Source organism: Microbacterium sp. Soil_C_42 (assembly GCF_057656735.1).
Genome location: NZ_JBDGJU010000012.1, coordinates 46,146 through 68,899, shown reverse-complemented (window position 1 = coordinate 68,899; position 22,754 = coordinate 46,146). Strand labels below are relative to the sequence as shown.

General features: G+C 63.9%; 20 protein-coding genes. 6 read left to right on the top strand and 14 right to left on the bottom strand.

Annotated features, from left to right (window positions below):
* Positions 1-373: 373 nt before the first annotated feature.
* The 5 genes from AC3A46_RS09665 to AC3A46_RS09645 are packed head-to-tail and all read right to left on the bottom strand — an operon-like array spanning position 374 to position 4,866.
* Positions 374-1,228 (bottom strand): aldo/keto reductase, encoded by an 855-nt coding sequence (locus tag AC3A46_RS09665; protein ID WP_487664986.1) that lies wholly within the window; start codon positions 1,226-1,228, stop codon positions 374-376.
* 11 nt (positions 1,229-1,239) lie between these two features.
* On the bottom strand, positions 1,240-2,223 hold the full coding sequence (locus tag AC3A46_RS09660) for an aldo/keto reductase (RefSeq protein ID WP_487664985.1): 984 nt from the start codon (positions 2,221-2,223) through the stop codon (positions 1,240-1,242).
* An 11-nt stretch (positions 2,224-2,234) separates the two neighbouring features.
* On the bottom strand, positions 2,235-2,606 hold the full coding sequence (locus tag AC3A46_RS09655) for a DUF2255 family protein (protein ID WP_487664984.1): 372 nt from the start codon (positions 2,604-2,606) through the stop codon (positions 2,235-2,237).
* Positions 2,603-4,036 (bottom strand): MFS transporter, encoded by a 1,434-nt coding sequence (locus tag AC3A46_RS09650; protein WP_487664983.1) that lies wholly within the window; start codon positions 4,034-4,036, stop codon positions 2,603-2,605. Before AC3A46_RS09650 ends, AC3A46_RS09655 begins: the two co-directional genes overlap by 4 nt.
* A complete protein-coding gene (locus AC3A46_RS09645) occupies positions 4,036-4,866 on the bottom strand; it encodes an oxidoreductase (protein ID WP_487664982.1) in 831 nt (276 codons plus the stop codon). The genes AC3A46_RS09650 and AC3A46_RS09645 overlap by 1 nt, the downstream gene beginning before the upstream one ends.
* 123 nt (positions 4,867-4,989) lie before the next feature.
* Here AC3A46_RS09645 and AC3A46_RS09640 point away from each other — a divergent pair, with 123 nt between their 5' ends.
* The gene (locus tag AC3A46_RS09640) at positions 4,990-5,862 is read left to right on the top strand and encodes a helix-turn-helix transcriptional regulator (RefSeq protein ID WP_487664981.1); all 873 of its coding nucleotides are present in this window, start codon (positions 4,990-4,992) and stop codon (positions 5,860-5,862) included.
* On the top strand, positions 5,849-6,313 hold the full coding sequence (locus tag AC3A46_RS09635) for an FMN-binding protein (protein ID WP_487664980.1): 465 nt from the start codon (positions 5,849-5,851) through the stop codon (positions 6,311-6,313). The genes AC3A46_RS09640 and AC3A46_RS09635 overlap by 14 nt, the downstream gene beginning before the upstream one ends.
* An 80-nt stretch (positions 6,314-6,393) precedes the next feature.
* Here the strand turns inward: AC3A46_RS09635 and AC3A46_RS09630 are convergent, their stop codons facing one another.
* The 9 genes from AC3A46_RS09630 to AC3A46_RS09590 form a co-directional block, all read right to left on the bottom strand.
* Complete coding sequence (locus AC3A46_RS09630; protein WP_487664979.1) at positions 6,394-7,794, bottom strand: FAD-binding oxidoreductase; 1,401 nt, start codon at positions 7,792-7,794, stop codon at positions 6,394-6,396.
* Positions 7,795-7,943: 149 nt separating this feature from the next.
* The gene (locus AC3A46_RS09625; protein ID WP_487664978.1) at positions 7,944-8,564 is read right to left on the bottom strand and encodes a TetR/AcrR family transcriptional regulator; all 621 of its coding nucleotides are present in this window, start codon (positions 8,562-8,564) and stop codon (positions 7,944-7,946) included.
* A gap of 62 nt (positions 8,565-8,626) precedes the next feature.
* A complete protein-coding gene (locus AC3A46_RS09620) occupies positions 8,627-9,562 on the bottom strand; it encodes a 3-keto-disaccharide hydrolase (RefSeq protein ID WP_487664977.1) in 936 nt (311 codons plus the stop codon).
* Positions 9,559-11,820 carry a beta-glucosidase gene (locus AC3A46_RS09615; RefSeq protein WP_487664976.1) on the bottom strand — a complete coding sequence of 754 codons (2,262 nt, stop codon included), beginning with the start codon at positions 11,818-11,820 and terminating at the stop codon, positions 9,559-9,561. The genes AC3A46_RS09620 and AC3A46_RS09615 overlap by 4 nt, the downstream gene beginning before the upstream one ends.
* Positions 11,817-12,659, bottom strand: coding sequence for an ATP-binding cassette domain-containing protein (locus AC3A46_RS09610; RefSeq protein WP_487664975.1), 843 nt, complete (start codon positions 12,657-12,659; stop codon positions 11,817-11,819). Before AC3A46_RS09610 ends, AC3A46_RS09615 begins: the two co-directional genes overlap by 4 nt.
* Positions 12,656-14,485 carry a dipeptide/oligopeptide/nickel ABC transporter permease/ATP-binding protein gene (locus AC3A46_RS09605; protein ID WP_487664974.1) on the bottom strand — a complete coding sequence of 610 codons (1,830 nt, stop codon included), beginning with the start codon at positions 14,483-14,485 and terminating at the stop codon, positions 12,656-12,658. Before AC3A46_RS09605 ends, AC3A46_RS09610 begins: the two co-directional genes overlap by 4 nt.
* Complete coding sequence (locus AC3A46_RS09600) at positions 14,482-15,423, bottom strand: ABC transporter permease (RefSeq protein WP_487664973.1); 942 nt, start codon at positions 15,421-15,423, stop codon at positions 14,482-14,484. Before AC3A46_RS09600 ends, AC3A46_RS09605 begins: the two co-directional genes overlap by 4 nt.
* A gap of 76 nt (positions 15,424-15,499) precedes the next feature.
* Complete coding sequence (locus AC3A46_RS09595) at positions 15,500-17,032, bottom strand: ABC transporter substrate-binding protein (protein ID WP_487664972.1); 1,533 nt, start codon at positions 17,030-17,032, stop codon at positions 15,500-15,502.
* A 292-nt stretch (positions 17,033-17,324) separates the two neighbouring features.
* Positions 17,325-17,945 carry a TetR/AcrR family transcriptional regulator gene (locus AC3A46_RS09590; protein WP_487664971.1) on the bottom strand — a complete coding sequence of 207 codons (621 nt, stop codon included), beginning with the start codon at positions 17,943-17,945 and terminating at the stop codon, positions 17,325-17,327.
* 725 nt (positions 17,946-18,670) lie between these two features.
* Between AC3A46_RS09590 and AC3A46_RS09585 the strand changes: the two genes are divergently transcribed.
* The 4 genes from AC3A46_RS09585 (at position 18,671) to AC3A46_RS09570 (ending at position 22,696) form a co-directional block, all read left to right on the top strand.
* Entirely contained in the window at positions 18,671-19,618 is a 948-nt protein-coding gene (locus tag AC3A46_RS09585) for a sugar phosphate isomerase/epimerase family protein (protein WP_487664970.1), read from the top strand.
* The gene (locus AC3A46_RS09580) at positions 19,615-20,658 is read left to right on the top strand and encodes a Gfo/Idh/MocA family protein (RefSeq protein WP_487664969.1); all 1,044 of its coding nucleotides are present in this window, start codon (positions 19,615-19,617) and stop codon (positions 20,656-20,658) included. The genes AC3A46_RS09585 and AC3A46_RS09580 overlap by 4 nt, the downstream gene beginning before the upstream one ends.
* Positions 20,655-21,458, top strand: coding sequence for a hypothetical protein (locus AC3A46_RS09575; protein ID WP_487664968.1), 804 nt, complete (start codon positions 20,655-20,657; stop codon positions 21,456-21,458). Before AC3A46_RS09580 ends, AC3A46_RS09575 begins: the two co-directional genes overlap by 4 nt.
* Positions 21,459-21,520: 62 nt before the next feature.
* Positions 21,521-22,696, top strand: coding sequence for a Gfo/Idh/MocA family protein (locus AC3A46_RS09570; RefSeq protein WP_487664967.1), 1,176 nt, complete (start codon positions 21,521-21,523; stop codon positions 22,694-22,696).
* Positions 22,697-22,754: the final 58 nt, after the last annotated feature.

Sequence of the window (22,754 nt, the reverse complement as noted above, 5' to 3'; positions counted from 1 at the left end):
TCAGCTGGACGCGACCGGCACCAGAAACACGAAAACCCGCGGAAATCCGCGGGTTTTCAATGGTTACTGTCTCAACACAGTGCGCGCCCGAAGGGACTCGAACCCCTAACCTTCTGATCCGTAGTCAAGCGGGAAACGCTTGCGACCCCTTGCGAGCATTGGGATCGAAGCGCCCAGTTCACACATTGGTGCACACATCCGTGTCGTCCACCCTGGTGCGCTGTCTAGCCGGGTGCGCGCGTGTATGTGAACTGAGGATGCGCGGAACCCTGAGGGCCTTTCGAAGAGGAAAGGTACACCGTGGCGCACTGATGCGATCGTGCGTCCTCCGAAGCACACAGTGGTCGCTCGCGGAGACGGAGGGACCGCGGCTCTAGTCCTCCGCCCTGCCCGTGAGCCAGCGCACCATCTGAGGGTCGGCGTGCGAGAAGAATTGCGACTCGCCCCCTTCGAGCGTCGCGATCCTCGCCATTTCCTCGTCCGTGAGCTCGAAGTCGGTGACATCGAGGTTCTGCTGCATCCGCTCGAGCTTGACCGACTTCGCCACCACGACTACGCCACGCTGGATGAGCCAGCGAAGCACGACCTGCGCGACGGACTTTCCGTGTGCAGCGCCGATCTCGCTCAGCACCGGGTTGCTGAACAAGTCGTTCTTACCCTCCGCGAACGGCGCCCACGCCTCGAGCTGAATGTTCTCGCCGGCGAGCAGCTCTTGGTAATCGACCTGCTGGTGGAAGGGGTTGGTCTCCATCTGGTTGACGGCGGGGATGATCTCGCTGAAGGCGACGAGATCCACGAGACGGTCGGGGGCGAAGTTGGACACACCGATCGCACGGATGCGACCCTCCTTGTGGAGCTTCTCCATCGCACGCCACTCGCCGTAGTAGTCGCCGAACGGCTGGTGGATCAGGTACAGGTCGAGGTAGTGGAGGCCGAGCTTTTTCATCGACGTCTCGAAGGCTTCGAATGCGCCCTCTTCGCCCCGGCGCTGGATCCACAGCTTGGTCGTGATGAAGAGTTCTTCGCGCGGTACGCCACTGGCGGCGATCGCGCGTCCGACCGCCTCCTCGTTGCCGTAGGACGCGGCGGTGTCGATCAGTCGATAGCCCGCCTTGATGGCGTCGAGGACCGCCTGCTCGGTTTCTTCGGCCGGGATTTGGAAGACGCCGAAGCCGAGGATCGGCATCTCGACGCCGTTGTTCAGAGTGACGGTGGGGATGGTGCTCATTGTTGTTCCTTTCAGTTGAAGTAGGTCGGCGTGCGCGGTACATAGTCCGCTTCGAGTGCCGCGTTCTCATCGTCGGTGAGCTCGATGTCGAGGGCGGCGACGGCGTCGGACAGATGATGCGACTTGGTCGCACCGGCGAGTACGGAGTCCACGACCGGGTTCTGCAGCACCCACGCCAGCGCGATCTGCCCCATGGAGACGCCACGGTCGCTCGCGATCTTCTCGATCGCATCGACGATCCCCTTGTCGCTGTCGAGGCGGAGCGGGTTGCCGAACATGTCGACATCAGGGTTCTGCTTCCCGCGCTCAGTGCTCTTGTCACCCCATGGCCGCGCGTTGACGCCGGCGTTGAGGGGACTCCAGGGGATTGATCCGACGCCCTGATCGGCGAGGAGCCCGAACATCTCTCGCTCTTCTTCGCGGTGTGTGAGGCTGTACTGGTCTTGCATCGAGATGAAGCGTGTCCATCCGTTGAGATCGGCCGCGTACTGCATCTTGGAGAAACGCCACGCCCACATCGAGGAAGCGCCGATGTAGCGCACCTTTCCGGCTTTGACGACGTCGTGCAGCGCTTCCATCGTCTCTTCGACAGGAACCTCGGGGTCGAAGCGATGGATCTGCATGAGGTCGATGTAGTCGGTGCCGAGACGCTTCAGCGACGCGTCAGTCTGCTCGATGATCGCCTTTCGAGAGAGCCCCGACCCGCCGGGTCCGTCGTGCATCCTCCAGAACTGCTTGGTGGCGAGTACGACGTCTTCACGCTTGGTGTATTCCTTGATGGCGCGGCCGACGATCTCCTCACTGGTGCCCGCCCCGTTGACGTTGGCCGTGTCCCAGAATGTGATGCCCAGGTCGAGCGCCTGGCGGAAGATGGGCTCCGCTGCGGCGGCGTCGAGTACCCAGTAGCGTCCGGTGCCGGGGCGGCCGAAGCTCATGCATCCGAGGGCGATTCGGCTCACCTTGAGGCCGGAGCTGCCGAGAAAGGTGTACTGCATCGTGCGTCCTTTCAGACGGAGGGAACGAGTCGAAGGGTGCGGGTGTGCGAATCCGGTCCGACGACACCGGCGACGATGCGCGCACCGTACCGGTCGTACTTCGCGTGGTATGCGTCGTCGATTGCCACGCCGTCACCGGTGAAGACTTCGAAATCGACATCCTTCTCGAGTGATCCGGTACGGATGCGTCCCGAGCCCGACGCGATCGCCCGGCGATACCACGGGTTGATCTGGCGCGCGGAGCGCACAACAACGACACCGCCCACCTCCACCATCCACATGGTGATGGGCGGACGGAGCGACCCGTCAGCCCGCCGAGACGAGAAGTGGATCTCGTCTTGTGCATCGATGGTGCGAAGTTCATCGGGCGTCCAGTCGGTCATGAGGTGGCCTTTCCGGTGTGCCGCCGGGGAGCCCAGCGAACGATAAGGGTGAGTGCGGCGATCAACGCGAGCATCAGCAACACGGCGCCGGTGAGGATGCCCGCCGAAGTTTCCGCAGCGAGGCCTGCGGGTGTGTCGGTGGAGCCTGCCGCGGCGGCGACCGCCACCATGATGCTGACTCCCAGTGCTCCTCCGAGCTGGTGGGCGACGTTGACTAGACCTGATGCCGCTCCGGCATCGCGTCCCCGGATCTGCGTGACCCCGGCGGCGGTGAGCGGAGCGAATCCGAGCCCCTGCCCGAGGCCGAGCAGCACCATAGGGAGCATCACACTCGACCAGTACGAGCTGTCGCGTTGGGCGAAGCTCAGCCAGAGCATGCCGGCGGCAGTGATCGCAAGTCCGGTGACGACGAGTGCCGCATTTCCGAATCGACGTGTGAGGCGCGAGACGGCGAGAGATGCGATGAACTGCACGATCGTCATGGGTAGGAACGCCAGCCCCGCCTGGAGCGGACTGAACCCGAGCACACCCTGCATGTACTGGCTGATGAAGAAGAAGTAGCCGAAGATGGCTCCGGCGAAGAGCATCCGTGCGACGAACGCACCGGCCCGGGTGCCGTTCGCGAGGATGCGCAGCGGCAGAATCGGGTCGGTCGTTTTCGCCTCGATGAACATGAAGGCGACCAGCGCCGCGATTCCAGCGCCGAGAATGGTGAGCGCCACCGCATCCGTCCACCCGGTCTCCGCCGTGCGGGTCACGGCGTACACGACCGCCGTCATCCCGACTGTCGAGGTCACCGCACCGGCGATGTCGAAGCGACCCTGCGTCGGCGTCGACGGCGCAACGAACCGCACCACGGCGCAGATGAGCACAAGGCCGATCGGCACATTGATCAGGAACCCCACGCGCCAGGACGTGAGGTCGGCGAGCACTCCCCCGAGCACGAGCCCGACGCTGGCGCCGAGGCCGGCGACCGTGCCGTAAGCAGCGACCGCGCGGGTGCGCTGAGGGCCTTCCGGGAAGTTGGCGGTGAGCAGGGCCAGGCTGGTGGGCGCCAGGATCGCCGCACCGACACCCTGGACGGCCCGCGCCGCGATCAAGAATCCGCTAGTGGGCGCGAGTCCGATCGCGAGGGACGCAACACCGAAGATCGCGAGCCCGACGAGGAACATCCGCCGTCGACCAAGCAGGTCGCCTGCGCGCGCGCCAAGAAGCAGCAGCCCACCGAAGACGAGCGCGTAAGCGGTCTGCACCCAGGAAAGGCCAGCCGTGGTGAACGCAAGATCGTCGCGGATCCGCGACAGCCCCGTGAAGACGATCGAGTTGTCGAGCACGATCATGAAGTAGCTGACGAGGATGATCGCCAGCAGCACCCCGGAATGAGCGCGAGAACCCATGCGATCCGTGGGGGTAGTGTCCGTGGCCGTCATCAGTCGTCGAAGCCTGTCTGCTCGCTCAGCTCGCGCCATTTCTCGAGCGAATCCAGGTGCGCGGTCAACACCGATCTGTAGAGGCCGACCGCGTCGCGTCCGATCACGAGCAGTTCCGGCGCGTCGCCGGATTCGATCGCGGTGATGATCGCCTCGGCGCCCTTGGTGGGATCTCCGGGCTGCGTGCCGTCCGTGTGGTCGGACTCCTTGCGGCGCTTACCGGCGGTCTCGGCATAGTCCGCGATCACAGTCGAGGACTGCGTCAACGAGCGGCCGGCGAAGTCGGTGCGGAATCCACCCGGCTCGACGACCATTGCCGTGATGCCGAGCGGCGCTACTTCCTTCCGCAGCGACCCGGTCAGTCCCTCGATGGCCGACTTCGCGGCGGAGTAGTACCCGGAGCCCGCGGGTGTCCCTTTCGCGCCGATCGACGAGAGGTTGATGATGGCGCCCGAGTGACGTTCACGCATCTGCGGGAGGACGGCCTTGATCAGCGCAACGGCGCCGAAGACGTGCGTCGCGAACAGCATCTGTACGTCCGATTCGTCGCCCTCTTCTACCGCCGCGCGGTAGCCATACCCGGCATTGTTGACCAGGACGTCGATGCTCCCGAAGTGGTCGGTCCCAGCTGCGACCGCATCCGCGACCTGGACGGCGTCCGTCACATCCAGCGGGAGAAGGAGGACGCGGTCGAGGTGCGCTGCGCCGATGCCCTCCAGCTTTGTGACGTCGCGAGCAGTCGCGACGACGTTGTGACCGCGGCCGACGACCGCCTCGGCGAGAGCGCGGCCGAGGCCGGTCGAGCAGCCGGTGATGAGCCAGGTGGACACGTGGGCTTCCCCGCCCGGCACGGGATCTCCGTGGGGCTGCCCCCAGTCAACGCCGCACCTCGCGACTCATACAGGCTCTTGCAGAACCACCCACTTTCCGAAGTCCCGCCGTAGCCTCAATGCATGGACACCGGAAACGAGCTGCGCGAGTTCCTCGTCTCACGGCGCGCACGAATCAGCCCAGAGCAAGCCAAGCTCCCCGCCTACGGTGGGAACCGCCGCGTTGCTGGGTTGCGCCGCGAGGAGGTCGCCATGCTCGCGGGCGTCAGTGTGGATTACTACACAAAGCTCGAACGCGGCGCAGTGGGGGTTGTTTCTGAAAGCGTGCTCGACGCCGTCGCGCGCTCCCTGCAACTCACGCCCACCGAGCGCGACCACCTCTTCCACCTCACCGGCACGACAGCTTCCCTTCGCACCATCTCACCGCCGGCGCGGAGCGCCGTACGCGCGTCCGTGCAGCGCATCCTGGACGGGCTGAACGACTCGCCGGCATTCGTCGGCACGACGACACGTGAGCTCATCGCGGCCAATGCATTGGGCCGTGCGACCTACTCGCCGCTCTACGAAGACGTCCCCAGTGGCACCCCGAACACCGCGCGCTACATGTTCCTAAACCCGACCGCCCGTGACTTCTTCGTCGAATGGCACGATGCCGCGGCCAACCTCGTCGCCAACCTGCGCCGTGAGCTGGGAAGCGACCCGCTCAACCGTGACCTTCAAGCACTCATCGACGATCTCAATCGCGAGAGCGTCGACTTCCAGAAGCTCTGGCGATCCCACGACGTTCGCACGCACGACACGGGCTTCAAGGCAATCCGGCATCCACTCGTCGGTGAACTCCACCTCACCTTCGAGGCGATGGAGTTGCCCACCGATCGCGGACAGAACCTCATCGTCTACGGTGCGGAGCCTCACTCCGAGACCTCAGATCGACTGAGACTGCTCGCGAGCTGGATCGCGACAGACCACACCGTCAAGAACGATGTTGAACAGTAAACATCGATTCGAGGCGATTGGGCTCGGCGCCCTGACGTTCGGGCTCGCATTGAGTTCGTGCGCAGCGGCGACGACCGACGACTCGCCTGCCCAGGAGTCGTCGTCCGCGCCGTCTGCGGCGCAAACCGAGGGAGCACAGGATTCGACGTCTTCGCGCACGTACCGTGACGGGACCTACCGAGCGCGCGGCTGGTACGGCGGACTGCCGTCGCATCAGGACATCACACTGACAATCGAAGATGGAGTCGTCACTGATGTCGTCGAGATCACGACTCCCGCTGAGGACGAGACGTCACTGGGCTACCAGCAGCGCTTCGCAGAGGCGCTCCCTGGTGCAATCGTCGGGAAGCCGATCGGTGCGTTGCGCATCGATCGCCTTGCGGGCTCGAGCGGCTGCTCCGAAGGGTTCATGAGCGCTGTGGCCGACATCCGAGAACAAGCATCCACCTAACCGCGCTCACCGCCGCGACACAACTCGGTCTGCCCGCGCCGCCAGTGAGGGTGCGGATAGGTCGCGCTCGCGATCCGCCATCATGACGGGAGTGGCAGAGCGAATATCTTGCCGGGATTGAGGATGTTCCGGGGATCCAAGGCACCCTTCACGGCGCGGTGCATGTCCAGGACCTCTCGAGAGAGCTCCTTCGTCAGGCCTCGCATCTTGAGTAGTCCGACACCATGCTCGCCCGTCACGGTCCCCCCCAGGGCGATCGCGCTTTCGAGAATCTCGTGGAACGCAGCTTGCGCCCGCTCCTGTCCGGTCTCGTCGCTCTCGTCGGTAATGATGAGGGGGTGGAGATTGCCGTCGCCGGCATGCGCGATGTTCGCGATGCGCACGCCGTGGGCAACGCTGATGGCGTGGATCCGGGAGAGCATCTCGCCAACGGATCCCTTGGGCACGCACACGTCTTCTGTGAGTACGCGCCCTAGTCGCTCGACCGCAGGGTACGCCAGCCTGCGAGCCTCGAAGAGAGCATCAGCCTCGGCGGCGTCTGTGGAGCGGTCTGCCCACGTCGCGCCACTTTGCAGGAAGCAGTCCACCACGGTTTCCGCAATGGTGTCTGCAACAGACGCAGGATCGTCAATGCGCGCAAGGAGAAGCACCTCGGCCTCGGTCGCGAGCCCCATCGACTTCCATTCGTCGACGGCCTCGAGGCAGTAACGATCGACGAGCTCCAGTGCTGCCGGCACGATGCCGGATGCTGCTGTCGCTTTGACCGCCTCGCCTGCGGTAACAAGGTCGGGGAAGAAGCCCACAACCGTCATGCTCTCGCCTGGCAGTTGGCGGAGCCGCAGCGTCGCCTCGGTGACGATGCCGAGCGTGCCCTCCGACCCAACAAATAGACCGACAAGGTCGTAGCCGGCGACTCCCTTCGCTGTGCGATGCCCTAGCCTCACGATATCTCCGGTCCCCGTGACCACCTCCAGCGCGAGGACATAGTCCTTCGTCACGCCGTACTTCACGCAGCAGAGGCCACCCGCATTCGTCGCAATGTTGCCCCCGATTGTGGACCAGGGCGCACTTGCGGGGTCGGGCGGGTACCACAGCTCGGCTTCGCCGACGGCGGCTCGAAGGTGATCATTTACGACGCCGGGCTGGACGACGGCGTACCGCTCGACTGGATCGATCGCAAGAACCTCATTCATCTGTTCGAGTGAGACCACCACGCATCCGTCGACCGCGTTTGCACCACCGGACAGGCCCGTCCCGGCACCTCGAGCGACAACGGGGACGCGGTTCGAGTAGCAGATTCGTACGAGAGCCTGGACTTCCTCCACCGTGCGCGCTCGGAGGACGGCCAGCGCTGTTCCCACGTGCGCCCAGTCTGCGCGGTCGGCGCTGTAGCCCCTGATGACATCAGGGTCGGTCAGCAGTCGGTCTGCACCGAAGACTGCTCTCAGCGCGGACAAGGCTTCCCAGGATTCGGCGTTCATATCTCTGATTCTGTAACTGAAAGGAGTAGGCACACGGGTTTTTCGCGCGGCAGCGCGACATCATCCGACGCGCGCGCGTCGAGCGAGAAGGTCGCGGTGGCGACGCGGACCGGGTGTCAGTTGACGGTGCGAGTCTCGCGATCGGCAGGCTAGAGGTCGATCGTCGTGATCGTAAGAAGATAGCTACGAATGCGCTCCGGCATGTCAACCGATTCAGGGTCAAGCAACCACTGAACCTGGAGTCCATCCATAAGTGCCGTAATCGATTTCGCTTCGCCAGCGGGGTCGATGTGAGACGGTGTGAGCCCCTGGGATTTCAGCCCCACGAGGGCGTCCGTCAGCATCCGGACAGTCTGCTGGTACCGACGGACAAAGTACGCGTGCGCGGGATGCTCCGGATCCGTAGCCTCGGCGGACAGGACCGTATGAAGCGCAACCAAGCCGGGCAGGGTTGAGTTACGACGAACGCCCTCAACCACGCTCCGTATGACGTCCGCGGGGTCACCCGAGAAGACGCGGACTCGTTGGTCGGAATCCCGCGCCGACAGAATCTCTGAGAGCAGCTCGCTCTTGCTCGAGAAATGATGGAGCAGGCCGGAGTGGCTTATACCCACCCGGTCGGCGATCTCGCGGATCGAACCGCTTCTGTATCCGGTGGTCGAGAAGACCTCCACACCCGCAGCAATGATCTCTTGTCGCCGCACAGCGCTCTTGGCATAAGGGCCCCGAGCGCTTCGAGACGACGCGATCTCACCTGTGCGTTTTGACATCGGGGGTAGCTTAGAGCTTGATTCGAGTGCGCCGGACTCGCTTGAGGCAGCTGAGGCGCTCATCATCCACCACCGCCATACTCTCGAACTCGAATGTTCCGCCACCGGCACTTCGCGCCAGGTGCCCAGCGATCCTGTCCGAAGAGCGGGTCGTTGTCGTGTACCTCCAGGGCGATGTGCCCACGCGGCCCCAGATGCGCAGCGACTGCGATGGGATCGTAATTCGGGGAATCGATGAGCGATGTATCAATCTCCGCCACCTTCAGCCCGTTCACCCAGGTTGTGATCGTGGGAAGCGCGCCGCCTACGCAGCGGATCCGTAGTTCGTTCCACTCGGCCCATCGCCACACAGCGAGGAAATCGTGGACGTCTGCGGCGTAGGTCAGGTTCTTCCGGCGCTCCTCTGTCATAGGTTCGGCGCTTGTTGCAGGATCATCTGCGCGAAGACCGATCACGTCGCCGTCGGCGTCGCGTACTGCGTCGACAGCGAAGGGCAGCGCAGAGAAGCTCGCTAGCCCGTTCCCGAAGAATCCGCCGATGCCACCCGAGCGCCGGTGGTCGACCAAGACCTGAAATCCCGCCCAGTCGTCCAATCCGCGTCTGAGCATGATGCCGGTGTCTGCGGGCCAGTCCGGCCGAAGCTCCAGCGCCAGGTCGAAGTCACCGTAATCGCGCTCGGAGATGAGGTAGCCGCCGTAGCCGCTGCCCGCAAACTCCTGCTCCCCCACGAGGGTGCCGCCGTCAGTCACGTACCACACCGCAGGGTGCTCTTGGGGCGACGGAAGCGGCTCCAACCCGAGGGAGGTGAAGCGCGAAGATGCGGGCGGTCCGCCTGGCCACAGCGCATTGAAGACTCTCGGTATGGCACGCCAGCCATCGAGGGAGTGGCCATCGAAGACCGGTAGGTAACCTGCCTCATCGTGGATGTCATTCAAAGCGGCCCCCGCAATCTCTCCGAGGAGCGGTGCTGCGGGACGGCCGGGCGTCGTCCCGCTCATCTATTCGACCGCCCGACCTGATCGAGGATCGTCGTGAGCTTCTCGTTCGCGACCGGAAATCCGGGGAACTCGGCCATCGCGACCATCGGAAGGCTCAAGACCGAATCGCGTCCGGTCTCATCCTGCAGGAGGTCTGCCATGCGGCCGCGGAGCCCGCCGCTCTGCTCCAGCGCGTCCGTGAGCGCCGGACCGCTCGCCGGGTTCGACAACCATTCTCCAAACGTCGAATACATCGTCAGCGGCACATCGACCGGTTCTCCGGGTAGCCGGATGTCCGTGATCAGACGTATGTCTCGAGAGGAACTTCCGACCCGTACCTGCACGTCGCCCCCTTCGAATGCCCATGCATTCGTGGCGACGCTGAAGTAGCCGAGATCACGGCGCAGCAGCGGGATGCTCACCCTTGTGGACTCGCCCGCGCGGAGGAAGATCTTCTCGAAGCCGCGCAATTGCTGAGCGGGCGTCGACAGCACGGTCGTCCTGCGTTCGTCGAGGTAGACCTGGACGACGTCCGCCCCGTCGCGCTCACCATCGTTTCTGACGGTGAGCGTGACGACAGCCGCGACCGGATGGTCGATGTCGTTGACGGCCACCTCCAGATCGCTGTAAGCGAACGAGGTGTAGGAGAGGCCGTGGCCGAAGGGAAAGTCCGTTTCCAGCTCACGGCTGTCGAAATAGCGATAACCGACGAATACCCCCTCTGCGTAGCGAACCTCACCGCGCGCTCCAGGGAAGTCCAGATAAGAGGGCACGTCCTGAATGCGGATGGGGATCGTCTCAGCGAGCTTGCCCGACGGATTCACGTCTCCCAGCAGCACATCGGCGATTGCATCGCCGTGGGCTTGCCCGGTGAGCCCGAACTCGACGATCGCATCGACGTGCTCGCGCCAGGGAGCTGTCGTCACAACTCCCCCATTGAGCAGAGCCACGACCACCGGAATACCTCTCGCCTGCATCGCTCGTATGAGCGCCGCCTGCTGTTCCGGCAGGTCGATCGAGGTCCGGTCTTTGCCCTCCGCCTCCGCGGAGCCAGGCAGTCCGGCGATGATGATCACCGCGTCGCACCCTTCGACGTCCGCGAGCGCCTCATCCCGGAGTGCGAGGTCATCGTCCGCATCCGTCAGCGAGTACCCCTGCGTGAAGGTCAGCGTGCCTCCGGCCGCGTTGATGCGATCGCGCAAAGCATCGAGCGCTGAGACGATACGAGTCGGTTGCACTGCTGAGCTGCCCGCGCCCTGATAGCGCGGGGAGACGGCCAGTTCGCCGATGACCGCAACCCGTCGGTGGACGCGGGAATTCAAGGGAAGGACCCCGTTGTTGGAGAGGAGCACCGCAGACTCTGCCGCCGCACGACGTCCTAGTTCGTGATGCGCGTCGAAATCCACGGACGCCGGCGATTCGCTCCTGGGTTCCGTGCGCTCGGCAAGTAGACGGACGCGTGCTGCGACCTTCTCGAGAACCTCCGGATGGATTTGCCCGTCGATGCCCGCGGCCACTCGCTCGTCATCCTGACGACCAGGCATCCTCAGGTCGAGTCCTGCGATGACGGCGGCAACCGGATCGTGTACAGCACCCCAATCAGATATCACGACGCCGTCGTACTTCCATTCGTTCCGAAGTACCTGGGTGAGAAGCCACGCATTCTCTGACGCGTACGTTCCGTTTATGCGGTTGTAGGACGACATCACCACCCACGCCGGAGACTCGTCGAGCGCGATCTGGAACGATCGCAGGTAGATTTCGCGAAGCGAGCGCTCGTCTACGATCGCGTCGATGCGTTGGCGGTCAGTTTCCTGATTGTTGACGGCAAAGTGCTTGAGGCACGCCGCGACACCTTGGCTCTGGATGCCGCGAACCATCGCGGCGGCGAGCGTTCCAGACAGCAGCGGGTCTTCGGAGAAATACTCGAAGTTGCGACCGCACAAGGGCGACCGTTTCAGGTTGAGTCCAGGCCCCAGAACGACGTCGACAGACTCTGCACGCGCCTCGGTCGCGAGTGCGCGTCCGACCGACTCGATGAGCGCTCGATCCCACGACGAAGCAAGTGTCGCCGCTGGCGGAAAACAAGTGGCCGGCTTACTGCGCCCTAGTCCAAGATGATCCGGGTTGTCGTCATCCTGGACGCGCAACCCGTGAGGTCCATCGCTCATCCGAATCGATCGAATCCCATGCGCAGGCAGGGCGACTGTCGACCAATAGTCAGCGCCGGTGCTCAAACGCGCGTAATCGAGCAGCTCTGTGTCCTGGACCGCCATCATTCGGGCACCACGGTAGGGGCGGCCTGGAGGAGGGCGGCACGAGCTTCGCGGCGTGTGCGCTGTTCGGCGGGACTGGGGACGGGTGCCGCAAGCAGCAGTTTCTGGGTGTACGGATGGGCAGGCTTCGAAGTGACCATGTCGCCGTCGCCCTGCTCGACGATCTCCCCGCGATACATCACGGCGACTCGATGACTGAGGTGGCGAACGACGGCGAGGTCGTGGGAGATGAACAGGTATGCGACACCGGTGTCTTCCTGAATCTCTTTGAGCAGTTCGAGAACGCGCGCCTGGGTCGACAGATCAAGTGCCGACACGGGCTCGTCACAGACGATCAGCTTCGGTGAGAGGGCAAGGGCGCGCGCTATCGCGATTCGTTGACGCTGCCCGCCACTGAACTCGCGTGGCAATCTCTGTCCGGCGTCGCTGGGCAGCCCGACGCGGTCGAGAAGACTCTTCACCCTGCCAGCGGCCTCTCGAGCGGCGACCTTCTGCACTCGCAGGGGTTCCGAGAGCGTCTCTGCAATGGTGAGCGACGGATTGAGCGATGAGTACGGGTCTTGGAAGACCACCTGAATGTCTCGCGCAAGACGCCGCCGCTCGGCGACCGAGACGTTGGCGATGTCACGACCTTCGAACTCGATGGCGCCGCCCGTCACCGGCGCAAGTCCCAGGACCGCCCGCCCGAGGGTCGTCTTGCCCGACCCGGATTCGCCGACCAGTCCGACTGTCTCGCCGGGACGGATATCGATCGAGACTTCTTTGAGAATCCTGGCGGGGGGCTTGCGGAAGCCCTTGACGGGATACTCCACGATGAGATCGCGGACGTCGAGGAGGTTCATGTGGATGCCTTTTCGGTCTGAAACTGTCCGCGGGGAGCGTTGTCGTCGAGGATCGCGTCGAACAGCGACTGGGTGTATGGATGCTGGGGGGAATCGAAGATGTCCTCCACCGGCCCGGATTCGACGATGCGCCCCGCGCGCATCACCGACACCCGATCGCACAGATCCGCGACAACGCCGAAGTTGTGGGTGACGAGCAGTATCGCCATATGGAGCTCGCGCTGCAGATCGCGAAGCAGGTCCAGGATCTCGGCTTGAACCGTGACATCCAGTGCCGTGGTGGGTTCATCCGCGATGATCAGCGATGGCTCGCACGACACAGCACCGGCGATGAGCACGCGCTGTGCCATTCCCCCGGAGACTTGATGCGGAAACGAATTGAATGTCCGAAGGGGGTCGACGATGCCCACTCTTTCGAGCAACGACAGCGCCCGCTTCTTCGCCTCCCGTTTCGATAGGCCGAGAACCAGACGCATCGGTTCCACCAGCTGACTCCCGATCGTGAATGCGGGGTCCAGGTTGCTCATGGGCTCTTGGGGGATGTAGGCAATTCGCCGCCCTCGAAGCCGAGTCATCTCGGTAGGGCTGAATGTGGCCAGATCGATACCGTCGAACATGATCGAGCCTTCGGTGATCTCTCCGCCAGTGGGCAGCAGTTGCAGGACGGACCACGCAGTCTGAGTCTTTCCCGAGCCGGATTCACCGACGAGTCCGTGGACTTCTCCCCTGCGAACCTCGAGGGACACGCCGTGGACAACTTCGATCGCGCCGCCGTTGGGCTGACGGTATCCCACATGTAGATCTCGGATGGACACCAGCACCTCGGAAGCTGTACCCGCTTTGTCAGGGTGCACGATCGTTTCGGTGTCTTCGCCCGCGCGATTGGCAGGTCTTACGACGCTGGGCCGGCGACGACGGCGCGGCGGGCGCACGCTGAGTTCGAGTTCGTCGCGCGTGGCATTGGCGAGCAGAGTGAGCGCGATGCAGACGATTCCGATGGCGAGTGCGGGCCACACGATCAGGAGCGGTGCGAGGTAGATCCGCGAGAACGCGTCGCCCAGCATGCTGCCCCAGTTGGGCACGGTGGGATCTCCGAGACCCAGGAAGTTCAAGCCAGCCTGGATCGCGATTGCGATACAGGTCACTGTGGCGGCCTGGATGATGAGTGGTCCGCGGACGACTGCAAGGATGTGGCGCCCGATGATGCTGAGATCGCCGACACCCGAGACGCGCGCAGCATCCACGTACAGTTCGTTGCGCACGGACGACACAGCGGAATACGTCAGGCGGAAGAAGCCCGGGGACATGATGACGCCGAACATTGCCATCGCGAGCCACATCGAGGGCCCGAGGACAGCGCGGGCCGCCAGCAAGACCACGATTCCAGGGAGCGCCATCAGCAGGCTCGTCAGCCAGGAACCGGCCGTTTCCCACCATTTCCCGTAGTACCCGGCGATCAGGCCGCCGACGACTCCGATCACGGCGGCCACACTCGTGGCCAGTAGCGCACCAAGAAGGGTGAATCGTGCGCCGTAAATGAGTCGAGACCATACGTCGCGCCCAGAGCCGTCTGTGCCCAGCAGATGCTCCGCCGAGGGGGGCAACAGAACATCCGAGAGCGAAGCCTCGTTCGGGTCGATTGAGGTCAGGAGCGGGGCGAACACCGCGATGAGGGCCACGATGGTGAGCGCGATTACCGACGCGGCGCCGAGCGGGTTCTTCAAGATGCGTATGAAGAGTGGGGTGCGTCGCGGTGCGGATGCCGTTGCGAGTGCGACGGTGTCCGGCGGCGTGGCGACTGTGCCGGTCGGGTTCGAGAGACTCATTGGATTCGTGCCTTCGGGTTGAGCCAGCCTTGGATGAGATCGACGACGAGGTTGACGACGACGGCGATGATGGCGACCGCGACGATCAAGCCCATGACGACGGGCACGTCGCCACGACTGGTCGCCTGGACGGATATCTGACCGAGGCCCGGGATCGCAAAGATCTGCTCGATGATCACTGCGCCGCCCAGGAGAGCGACGAACTGCACAGCGAACACGGCGAGCGCGGGCACGGCTGCTGTGCGAAGCACGTGCTTGTATATGACTCGGGATTCGGGGATTCCGCGGCTTCTGAGTGTGCGAACCCAGTCCTGACGAAGGACGTCGATGATCGAACCGCGGATTTGCGCGGCAACGGCTGCGATCACACCGATCGAGAGCGCGATCACAGGTAGCGCCACGCTCGCTGCCCATCCCGCAGGGGACGAGACGAACGATACGAAGCCGGTCGGCTTAAACCACTTCAACTGGATCGCGAACACTTGCACCAGGAACACCGCGACCAGGAAGCTCGGAACTGCGAAGCCCAGCACTGCCACGATCTGCACCACCTTGTCGGCAGTCCGGCCACGGACCGCCGCAAAGGTCCCGAGGCACACGGCGATGACCGCGCTGATAAGGCTGGCTCCCAGTGCCAGCGACAGTGTCACGAAGAATCGAGAGCTGATGGCCTGCGACACGGGCTGCGAAGTGAACCACGACGAACCAAGGTCGCCACCTACAGCCGCGCCCAGCCAGAGAACGTAGCGCGTCAACAGCGGCTGGTCGAGGCCGAGTTCCGCGTTCTTGAGGTTGACGACCTCTTGAGTGGCCGTTGCGCCGAGAATCTCTCGACCCACATCTCCGGCGCCGAGATTGAGGAGCAGAAAGCCGAGCGTGGTCACAGCGAACAACAGGACCAATCCGCTCAGGATTCGGCGTGTCGAGAATTTGATCATGATTCACTCACTTTCGTGACTGATTCCGGTGAGCGGAGCACCGATGCACTCCGCTCACCGGGGCTGGAATGCTTCCTCAGCCCTTAGGGGTGATTTCGAAGAGGCTGGGGTAGGACCAGCCAATCGTGAGCTCGACATCGGTCGTCGGGTTCGACACGATCGTCAGCTGGTTGTGATACCACGGCGCGAACCATGCCTGATCCACGACGTATTCGTTGAGGTCCTTGGCAGCTGCGGCCGCCTCATCCTCGGAGCCGGTCTGGATCGCTGAAAGCATCGCGTCGACCTCGGGCGTCTGCGTGTGGAAGGGGTTCCACGTCGCATCCGGAGCGAGCATGAACTGCGCGAGCATCCAATCGGTCGGGTCGGACTGCAGCTGCATCCACGGACCCGCCCAGTTGGGCGTCAGGATTCCGGTGATGAACTCACCCGAGGTCTGGTCCACAAACTCAGAGGTGATCCCAATGTCCGAAAGCTGCTGCTCCAGGAGGGTGTAGATCGCAGGATCGACTGAGGTGAACCGCGGCCCGCGCAGTGTGAAGCCGTCGGGGTAGCCCGCGTCCGCGAGGAGCTGCTTCGCCTTCTCCGGGTCGTAGGGATAGCGCTCCTCCAACGCTGCGTCATAAGCGTCTGACTGGTCTGAGAAGACCTGCGTCGTCGCCTTGCCGTATCCGGCGGTGAGCGCCGTCACGAGGGCGTCCCGATCGAATGCGTAGTTGATGGCCTGACGCACCCGAACGTCGCCCAGGGCGGGATTCATGGTCCCATCGCGATCCAGCAGCAGCATTCCCTGCCAGGTGAAGTACATGGGGTGCAGCGCGTAACCGGCGCTTTCGATCTGCGGGAGCGATGTGTTGTCCAGCGTCGTCGAGACGTCGAGCTGACCGCCCTGGATGGCGTTCAACAGGCTGGTGGGATCCGAGTAGAGGTTCATCACCACCTTGTCGTAGTGCTGAACATCCGGATTCCAGTAATTCTCGTTCTTGTTGAACACGGAACTGCTGCCGGGAACGGATGCGTCCACGTCGAGGATGTATGGGCCCGAGCCGACAGGATTCGTGTCGACGTCCGGGTTGTCGAACGCGGCGGGGCTCTCGATGTAGCCGGCCTGCTGAGCGAGGTACCACGTGAGCGCCGGGTCAGGACTGCTCAGCAAGATTTCGAGGTGAGTGTCGTCGACAACGGTCACGTCGGTCACGCGGCTCAGCCATGCTGCGTCCTGTCCGGTGCCGTCGCGGTAGCGCAGGATATTCTGCGCCACAGCGTCCGCGTCGAGCGGAGTGTCATCGATGAATGTGATGTCGTCCCGGATCGTCACGGCGAGTGTGGTGCGTGACTCGTCCCACTCCCACTCGGTAGCAACGTTCGGGACGATCGTTCCGTCAGGCTCGACACTCAGCAACGTGTCGTAGACCGCCTGGCCGTACGCGATCGAGTTCGCTCCGTTCATGTTGGCGGCGGCCCAGCTGGACGGCTCGCGAATGGTCCCCAGGGTGAGAGTGCCGCCCGACTCAGTCGAGTCAGACTGGTCGGAACTCCCAGCAGCGCAGCCCGTCAGGAGTAACGCGGCCACGGCAAGGGCCGCGACGGACTTGTAATGACGGAACATCTTTGTCCTTCCACTGTGTGTTAGCCCGCTCAGCGGCGAGCTATGCAGAAGAGTACAAACGAAAATCAACCATGTCAACGCTTTTGGTTGAAACTGCTCCATTTCTCGCGCGTGATCGCGCAGCGAGGCGCGCGGAAGGCTCATCTGCTCTAACTTCCGCGGTGAGTGGCCTGCTGATTCGGCTACTGCCGCAACAGCTCGCCGCCTCGTGCCACCCCGGCGCGGCGGCAGGGCGGAGACAACCTCCACCAACTCATGCCACTCAGTCCGTTTTTGAGTGAACAGTCTCTCGTCATAGATCGATGGTCGTTACGCGAAGAAGATGACACCTCACTCGCTCAACCATGTCGATTGAGTCCGGGTCGAGTAGCCACTGGATCTGCAGTCCATCGAGGAGCGCGACGAGAGACTTCGCTTCGCTCATCGGGTCCGCATCTGCGCGCACGGTGCCCCGCTCCTTCATGGTCGCGAACGCGTCCGCGAGTTTCTGCACGGTGATGCTGTAGCGCTCGACGAAGTAGGCGTGGGCGAGATGATCGGGTTCGATGGACTCCGCAGACAGCAGGGCGTAGAGGGCGACAAGTCCGGGGACCGAGGAATTGAAGCGAACGCGTTGCACCACAGCACGGATGACTTCTTCGCCAGTGCCGCTGTACACCTGCCTTCGCGAGGCGTGATCACGCATCGCGAGGATCTCCTTGAGCAGCTCGGCCTTGCTGCTGAAGTGGTGCAGCACCCCGGAGGTGCTCATGCCGACGCGGTCAGCGATCTCGCGGATCGAACTGTTCCGATACCCACCAACGGCGAACACCTCGACCCCGGCTTCGATGATTTCGCGACGCCGTCGAGCACTCTTCGCGTACGGCCCTCGCCGCGCGCCCACCTGCTGGTCCGAGTGCGCCGGATCGTTCATGGCCCCTCCTCGCGGTCGACGCGAGGCACATCGAAGGAAGCCTGGCTCTGATCCGCGGCGCAAGGGGACGCGTGGCGCCCTCGCGCCCGATGCGAGCAAGTATCCCTCTGCCGAGCCATGCGACCTTCCCTTGTGCGCGTGGAGCGAGAGATCGACGCCGACTCGACCGATCTGCCGAGGAACAACTACGTCGATCGGTGAAGGTGACCCTCGAGAATCGCGCTCGCAGCTCGCAGCTCGCAGCTCGCAGCTCGCATGCGAACCGTCCGCTCTGCCGGCATGCACACCCGTTGCCGTGGTGTCCTTCGTGCGTCAATCTAGTCCACTTGGTTGATTTTAGGCAAGGGACTCGATACCTTGGACGAATCGATGCACAGTCGACGTGCTCGAATCGACAGGTAGAGCCCAGGAGCATCGTTGCCCGCGTCACACGAACCGTTCCCTGCAGCCCCGCCGCGGGAGCACCTCTCACACCCCGCGCCTCGCGCGGACGAAGTGCACGAGCATTGGGGCATCGCGAAGTGCGTCCCGGTCCGTTGGCGGGCGCGCGGCGGGGCCACAATTCGACCAGATAGTCGGCATTGCCGACGTGAGGGATCGTCTCCCCCGGCTCATGGTGTACGCCCGACCGGATCCGAATCGGGTGTCCGAGCGACCTCACCGCACGCGATGTCAGTCCATACCCACGATGGCGCCTTCACGTCGGTGCCCAAGGAAGGAAAACCATGAGCACGATCGCGTTGTCTACCTTCAGCCTGCACAGTCGGCTCGGGCCGCTGAAGCAGGAGAGCCGCGATGCCGCCGGCGAGGTGCAGTATCGCTCGTTCGACCGGCCCGCGGTGATCACACTGGAGGAGTTCATCGCCCGAACCCCCGACGAGACCGGTCTCCACGCTGTGGAGATCTGTCAGGGGCACGTGTGGGATGCCTCACCCGAACGCGTCGCCGCGCTTCGCGAAGCACTGACGCTCGCCGACGTGAAGCTGCTGACCGTGCCCGTCGACACGGGTGATCTCGGCACCTCCGTTAGCACCGGCTATTGGCGCGATGACGTCGCCACGATGATCGAGTGGTTCGACATCGCGGCCGAGCTCGAGGCGACCTACGTGCGGGTGCGCGTGGGAACGGTCCAGGTCGCCGCGTCCTACGACGATGTGGTGGGCGCTCTGACCGAGCCGTTCCTCCTGCTCGCCGATGCCGCTGAGCAGCGTGGGCTTCGGCTTCTCATCGAGAATCACGGCGGCGCGACGTCGGATCCCGAATTCTTGTTCCGATTGCAGGAAGCGGTCGGTTCCACACGCCTGGGCCTCCTTCTCGATATCGGCAACTTCGAACCGACGATCTCGATCTCGAGGTCGCGTTTCTTCGGCACCCCGTCGGATGATTCTGCAGACACCGACGACCTCTACGAGCGCATCGCGAGAATCGCGTCTCGCGCTTCGCTCGTCCACGCGAAGGCGTACGACCCGCGCGCGGATGGGACGCCGCTTCTCGATGTCCCGCGCGCTCTTCGCATCGTTTCGGACGCCGGCTACCGCGGCGACGTCAGCATCGAGTGGGAGGGCCACGACGGCGATCCATGGCAGCGTTCGCGGGAGGTGCTCGGCGACGTCAGAGCGACGTTCGAACATCTGGATGCTGCGCCCGCCGGCCCCGACGGAGCACGTCGATGAGCAGGAGAGCCAAGATCGGCTTCGTGGGCGCAGGTCCCGTCGTGCAGTCGATCCATCTGCCGACTCTGGCGCGCCTCGGAGATCAGTACGACGTGCGCGCGGTCGTCGATGTGGCCGCGGACGTCGCTGAGGAGGTCTCCGCGCGGGTGGGTGCGCGCGCCCTGACCGAGTATCAGGCTCTCCTAGACGATCCAGAGGTGGAGATCGTCGCGATCTGCACCCCGCCGTTCTTGCACGCCGATCAAGTGATCGCAGCGATGGAGGCGGGCAAGAAGGCCGTCTTCTGTGAGAAGCCCCTGGCAAACACCGAAGAAGAAGTCGAGCGAATTCGTGAAGCGGCCATCCGCACTGGTGTTCCGCTCGTCGTCGGCGCTATGCACGCCTTCGACCCCGGTTGGTCCGCCGTCGTCGACGAGGAACTCGCCGAGGTGAGATCGGGAGTTCGAACAATTCGCACTAGCATCGTGATTCCGGCCAACAGCCGGTTCGAAGACTTTGCGACGGAGTTCGCTCCGCGTGACACCTCCCGCACACTGGGCGACATGGACGCCGAGGCCGAAGCGAAGTTCCTTGCCATCGCGGTGTTCGGGCTCGCGATTCACGACCTCCCGCTCGTGCGTGCCCTACTGCCCGACGGGGCGATCCCTCGAGTGACTTCCGCACGCGCGGTGCGCCCCTTCGGGTACGCCGTCGACGCGGTCGCGGACGACGTGCTGATCGAGATCTTCGGGTTCATCAATCAGCAGTGGCAGCCGCGCTGGGAGCTGGAGGCGGTCACCGGCGAGAGCATCGTGCACCTCGACTTCACACCGTCCTTCGTGCACGCCGGGTCGGCAGTCGCCACCATCACCAAGCCGGATGTGACGACGATCCACCGATTCGCGCACAACGGCTACGAGAACGAGTGGGAGGTCCTGCGGCAGATCGTAAACGGTGACCTGCGGAATCTCCCCTCGCTCGACCAGCAGATCGAAGACCTGCGCTTCGCAGTAGCTCTCGCCGAAGGTGCGGCGGCGATCGTCAGAGGAGACGCAGCATGACCGTGCAAGCGCGTTCGGTGCGGGCCGATGAAGGACTCGAGACGACCGTGGCGGCGGTGCTGGCGTCACTCCCACTTTCGTTTGCGCACGCTCGTGATGCGGAGCCGGACGTCGTGGTTGTGGGCGGTCGTGCCGAGTGGCCCGCACGCGCGCGAGATCATGTCGCGTTGGGTGCTCGCACGGTCGTCGTCCTCGAGCCGAATCTGGCCGATCCCGATGACATCGAATCCCTCGCCGAAGAAGCGCGACGCGCAGGCGCCATCGTCGTACTCAGCGAACGTTTCGCTGGCAACGTCGCCCTGACCGCTGCCACTGAGGCGATTCGGGACGACGCCACCGACATCCGACTGATCGGCGTCGACGACCAGGACCCTCACGAACTGCTCCTCGGCGCGCTCCGGATCGCCCGGGCTCTGGGACTGGATGACATCGTTTTCCAAGACTGCAACCGAACGGATGCCGCGGCCATGTTCGCCGCGTCCGCGCGTCGTGGCACGTCATCGGTCTCACTGCACGCAACCGTCACGCGGGCGACAGCCACCCCGCGTTTCACCGCGGTGGTGTACGCGTCGGATTGGATCGAAGAAGTCGTCCTCTACGATGCCGGGACAGCTCGCCCGGCCGAAGTCAGGACCTACGAACCTGCTCGCGGTGAGCAGACTCCGACGTCTTACGAGTCGGCCCACCGCACGACATTTCGATCATTGACCACGAGCGGCAGCGAGTCACTCGACGCGTTGACACTGTTCGCCGTCGACGCGCGGCGGACGCGTGCCATGGCGACGGATTGGCGGCACTGACACGTTCGCGCCGATACCGATCGAGCATCGATTCCCCTCACGAGACAGTGGAGCTAACTGAAATGACGAGTCACACCGGCCGCGTCGGCGTCGCAATCATTGGCGCCGGGAACATCAGCACGCAATACCTGACGAACTTGACTGGATTTCCGGACGTTGAAGTCATCGCAGTCACGGACGTGATTCCGGAGCGAGCTACACAGAAGGCCGATGACTTTGGCGTGCCGCTAAGCGGCACGCCGGACATCGCGCTTGGCCATCCGGACGTAGAGATCGTCGTCAATCTCACCATTCCGGCCGTTCACGCGGAGGTGTCGACGACAATCCTCGAAGCCGGCAAGCATCTGTGGACCGAGAAGCCGCTCTCGGTGGACCGATCTTCGGCGAGGAGCGTGCTCGAGCTCGCGGATACTCGCGGACTACGAGTTGGTTGCGCGACTGACACCTTCCTCGGCAGGGGCTTCCAGGCCGCACAACGACTCATTCTCGACGGAGCGATCGGCGAGCCGATCTCCGCTATCACCATGATGCAGGACCCCGGCCCGGAGGCCTGGCATCCGAGTCCGAGATTCCTCTACGCGGAAGGTGCTGGGCCGCTGTGGGATCGGGGCCCTTATTACCTCACCGCACTGGCCCTACTGTTCGGACCTGCGAAGCGCATCGCAAGTTTGGGTACGCGCGCGTTCTCGAAGCGGACGATTCGCGCCGGTGACCGTGCCGGCGAAGAGTTCAACGTCGAGGTCGACACCAACGTCGCGGTTCTCACAGAGTTCGACACCGGCGTGATCGCCCAGAGCACCTACAGCTTCGAGTCGGCCGTGATGCGCAAGCATTGGTTTGAAGTGAGCGGCACAGAGGGGACGATGATCATCCCGGATCCGAACTACTTCGATGGCGACGTTCTCATTCATCCCATGAGGTTTCCCGAGTTCGAGGAGCAGCTCCGAAGGAAAGGTGCGCAGCCGGAGGCATCCGACTGGACTCGCATTCCGACAGGAGAGTGGACTGCGACTCGGGGCGTTGGTGTCCTCGACCTAGCGAGGTCGCTGAGGGATGAGACTCCTCACCGAGCGTCGGGCGCCCTGGGCTTCCATGTGCTCGACTCGTTGATCTCGATCGACGAGTCGGCCGCGGCCGGCTCTTTCGTAGAGATCGCGAGTCGATTCGATGCCGTTCCCCCACTCTCAGAGGACTGGGATCCATGGCGTCAGACGCTTCAGTCGCCGACTGAGCCGTAGTCGATGCCTCAACTCAGTCGGCCTCGACCAGTGCGCAACGGCGCTGTTACTGCGAGCG

Coding starts and splice junctions, on each gene's coding strand:
- AC3A46_RS09570 (WP_487664967.1), top strand. CDS start 21,521: ATGACGAGTCACACCGGCCGCGTCGGCGTCGCAATCATTGGCGCCGGG.
- AC3A46_RS09635 (WP_487664980.1), top strand. CDS start 5,849: ATGTTGAACAGTAAACATCGATTCGAGGCGATTGGGCTCGGCGCCCTG.
- AC3A46_RS09595 (WP_487664972.1), bottom strand. CDS start 17,032: ATGTTCCGTCATTACAAGTCCGTCGCGGCCCTTGCCGTGGCCGCGTTA.
- AC3A46_RS09585 (WP_487664970.1), top strand. CDS start 18,671: ATGAGCACGATCGCGTTGTCTACCTTCAGCCTGCACAGTCGGCTCGGG.
- AC3A46_RS09625 (WP_487664978.1), bottom strand. CDS start 8,564: ATGTCAAAACGCACAGGTGAGATCGCGTCGTCTCGAAGCGCTCGGGGC.
- AC3A46_RS09575 (WP_487664968.1), top strand. CDS start 20,655: ATGACCGTGCAAGCGCGTTCGGTGCGGGCCGATGAAGGACTCGAGACG.
- AC3A46_RS09630 (WP_487664979.1), bottom strand. CDS start 7,794: ATGAACGCCGAATCCTGGGAAGCCTTGTCCGCGCTGAGAGCAGTCTTC.
- AC3A46_RS09650 (WP_487664983.1), bottom strand. CDS start 4,036: ATGACGGCCACGGACACTACCCCCACGGATCGCATGGGTTCTCGCGCT.
- AC3A46_RS09590 (WP_487664971.1), bottom strand. CDS start 17,945: ATGAACGATCCGGCGCACTCGGACCAGCAGGTGGGCGCGCGGCGAGGG.
- AC3A46_RS09580 (WP_487664969.1), top strand. CDS start 19,615: ATGAGCAGGAGAGCCAAGATCGGCTTCGTGGGCGCAGGTCCCGTCGTG.
- AC3A46_RS09655 (WP_487664984.1), bottom strand. CDS start 2,606: ATGACCGACTGGACGCCCGATGAACTTCGCACCATCGATGCACAAGAC.
- AC3A46_RS09665 (WP_487664986.1), bottom strand. CDS start 1,228: ATGAGCACCATCCCCACCGTCACTCTGAACAACGGCGTCGAGATGCCG.
- AC3A46_RS09615 (WP_487664976.1), bottom strand. CDS start 11,820: ATGATGGCGGTCCAGGACACAGAGCTGCTCGATTACGCGCGTTTGAGC.
- AC3A46_RS09605 (WP_487664974.1), bottom strand. CDS start 14,485: ATGAGTCTCTCGAACCCGACCGGCACAGTCGCCACGCCGCCGGACACC.
- AC3A46_RS09660 (WP_487664985.1), bottom strand. CDS start 2,223: ATGCAGTACACCTTTCTCGGCAGCTCCGGCCTCAAGGTGAGCCGAATC.
- AC3A46_RS09610 (WP_487664975.1), bottom strand. CDS start 12,659: ATGAACCTCCTCGACGTCCGCGATCTCATCGTGGAGTATCCCGTCAAG.
- AC3A46_RS09620 (WP_487664977.1), bottom strand. CDS start 9,562: ATGAGCGGGACGACGCCCGGCCGTCCCGCAGCACCGCTCCTCGGAGAG.
- AC3A46_RS09600 (WP_487664973.1), bottom strand. CDS start 15,423: ATGATCAAATTCTCGACACGCCGAATCCTGAGCGGATTGGTCCTGTTG.
- AC3A46_RS09640 (WP_487664981.1), top strand. CDS start 4,990: ATGGACACCGGAAACGAGCTGCGCGAGTTCCTCGTCTCACGGCGCGCA.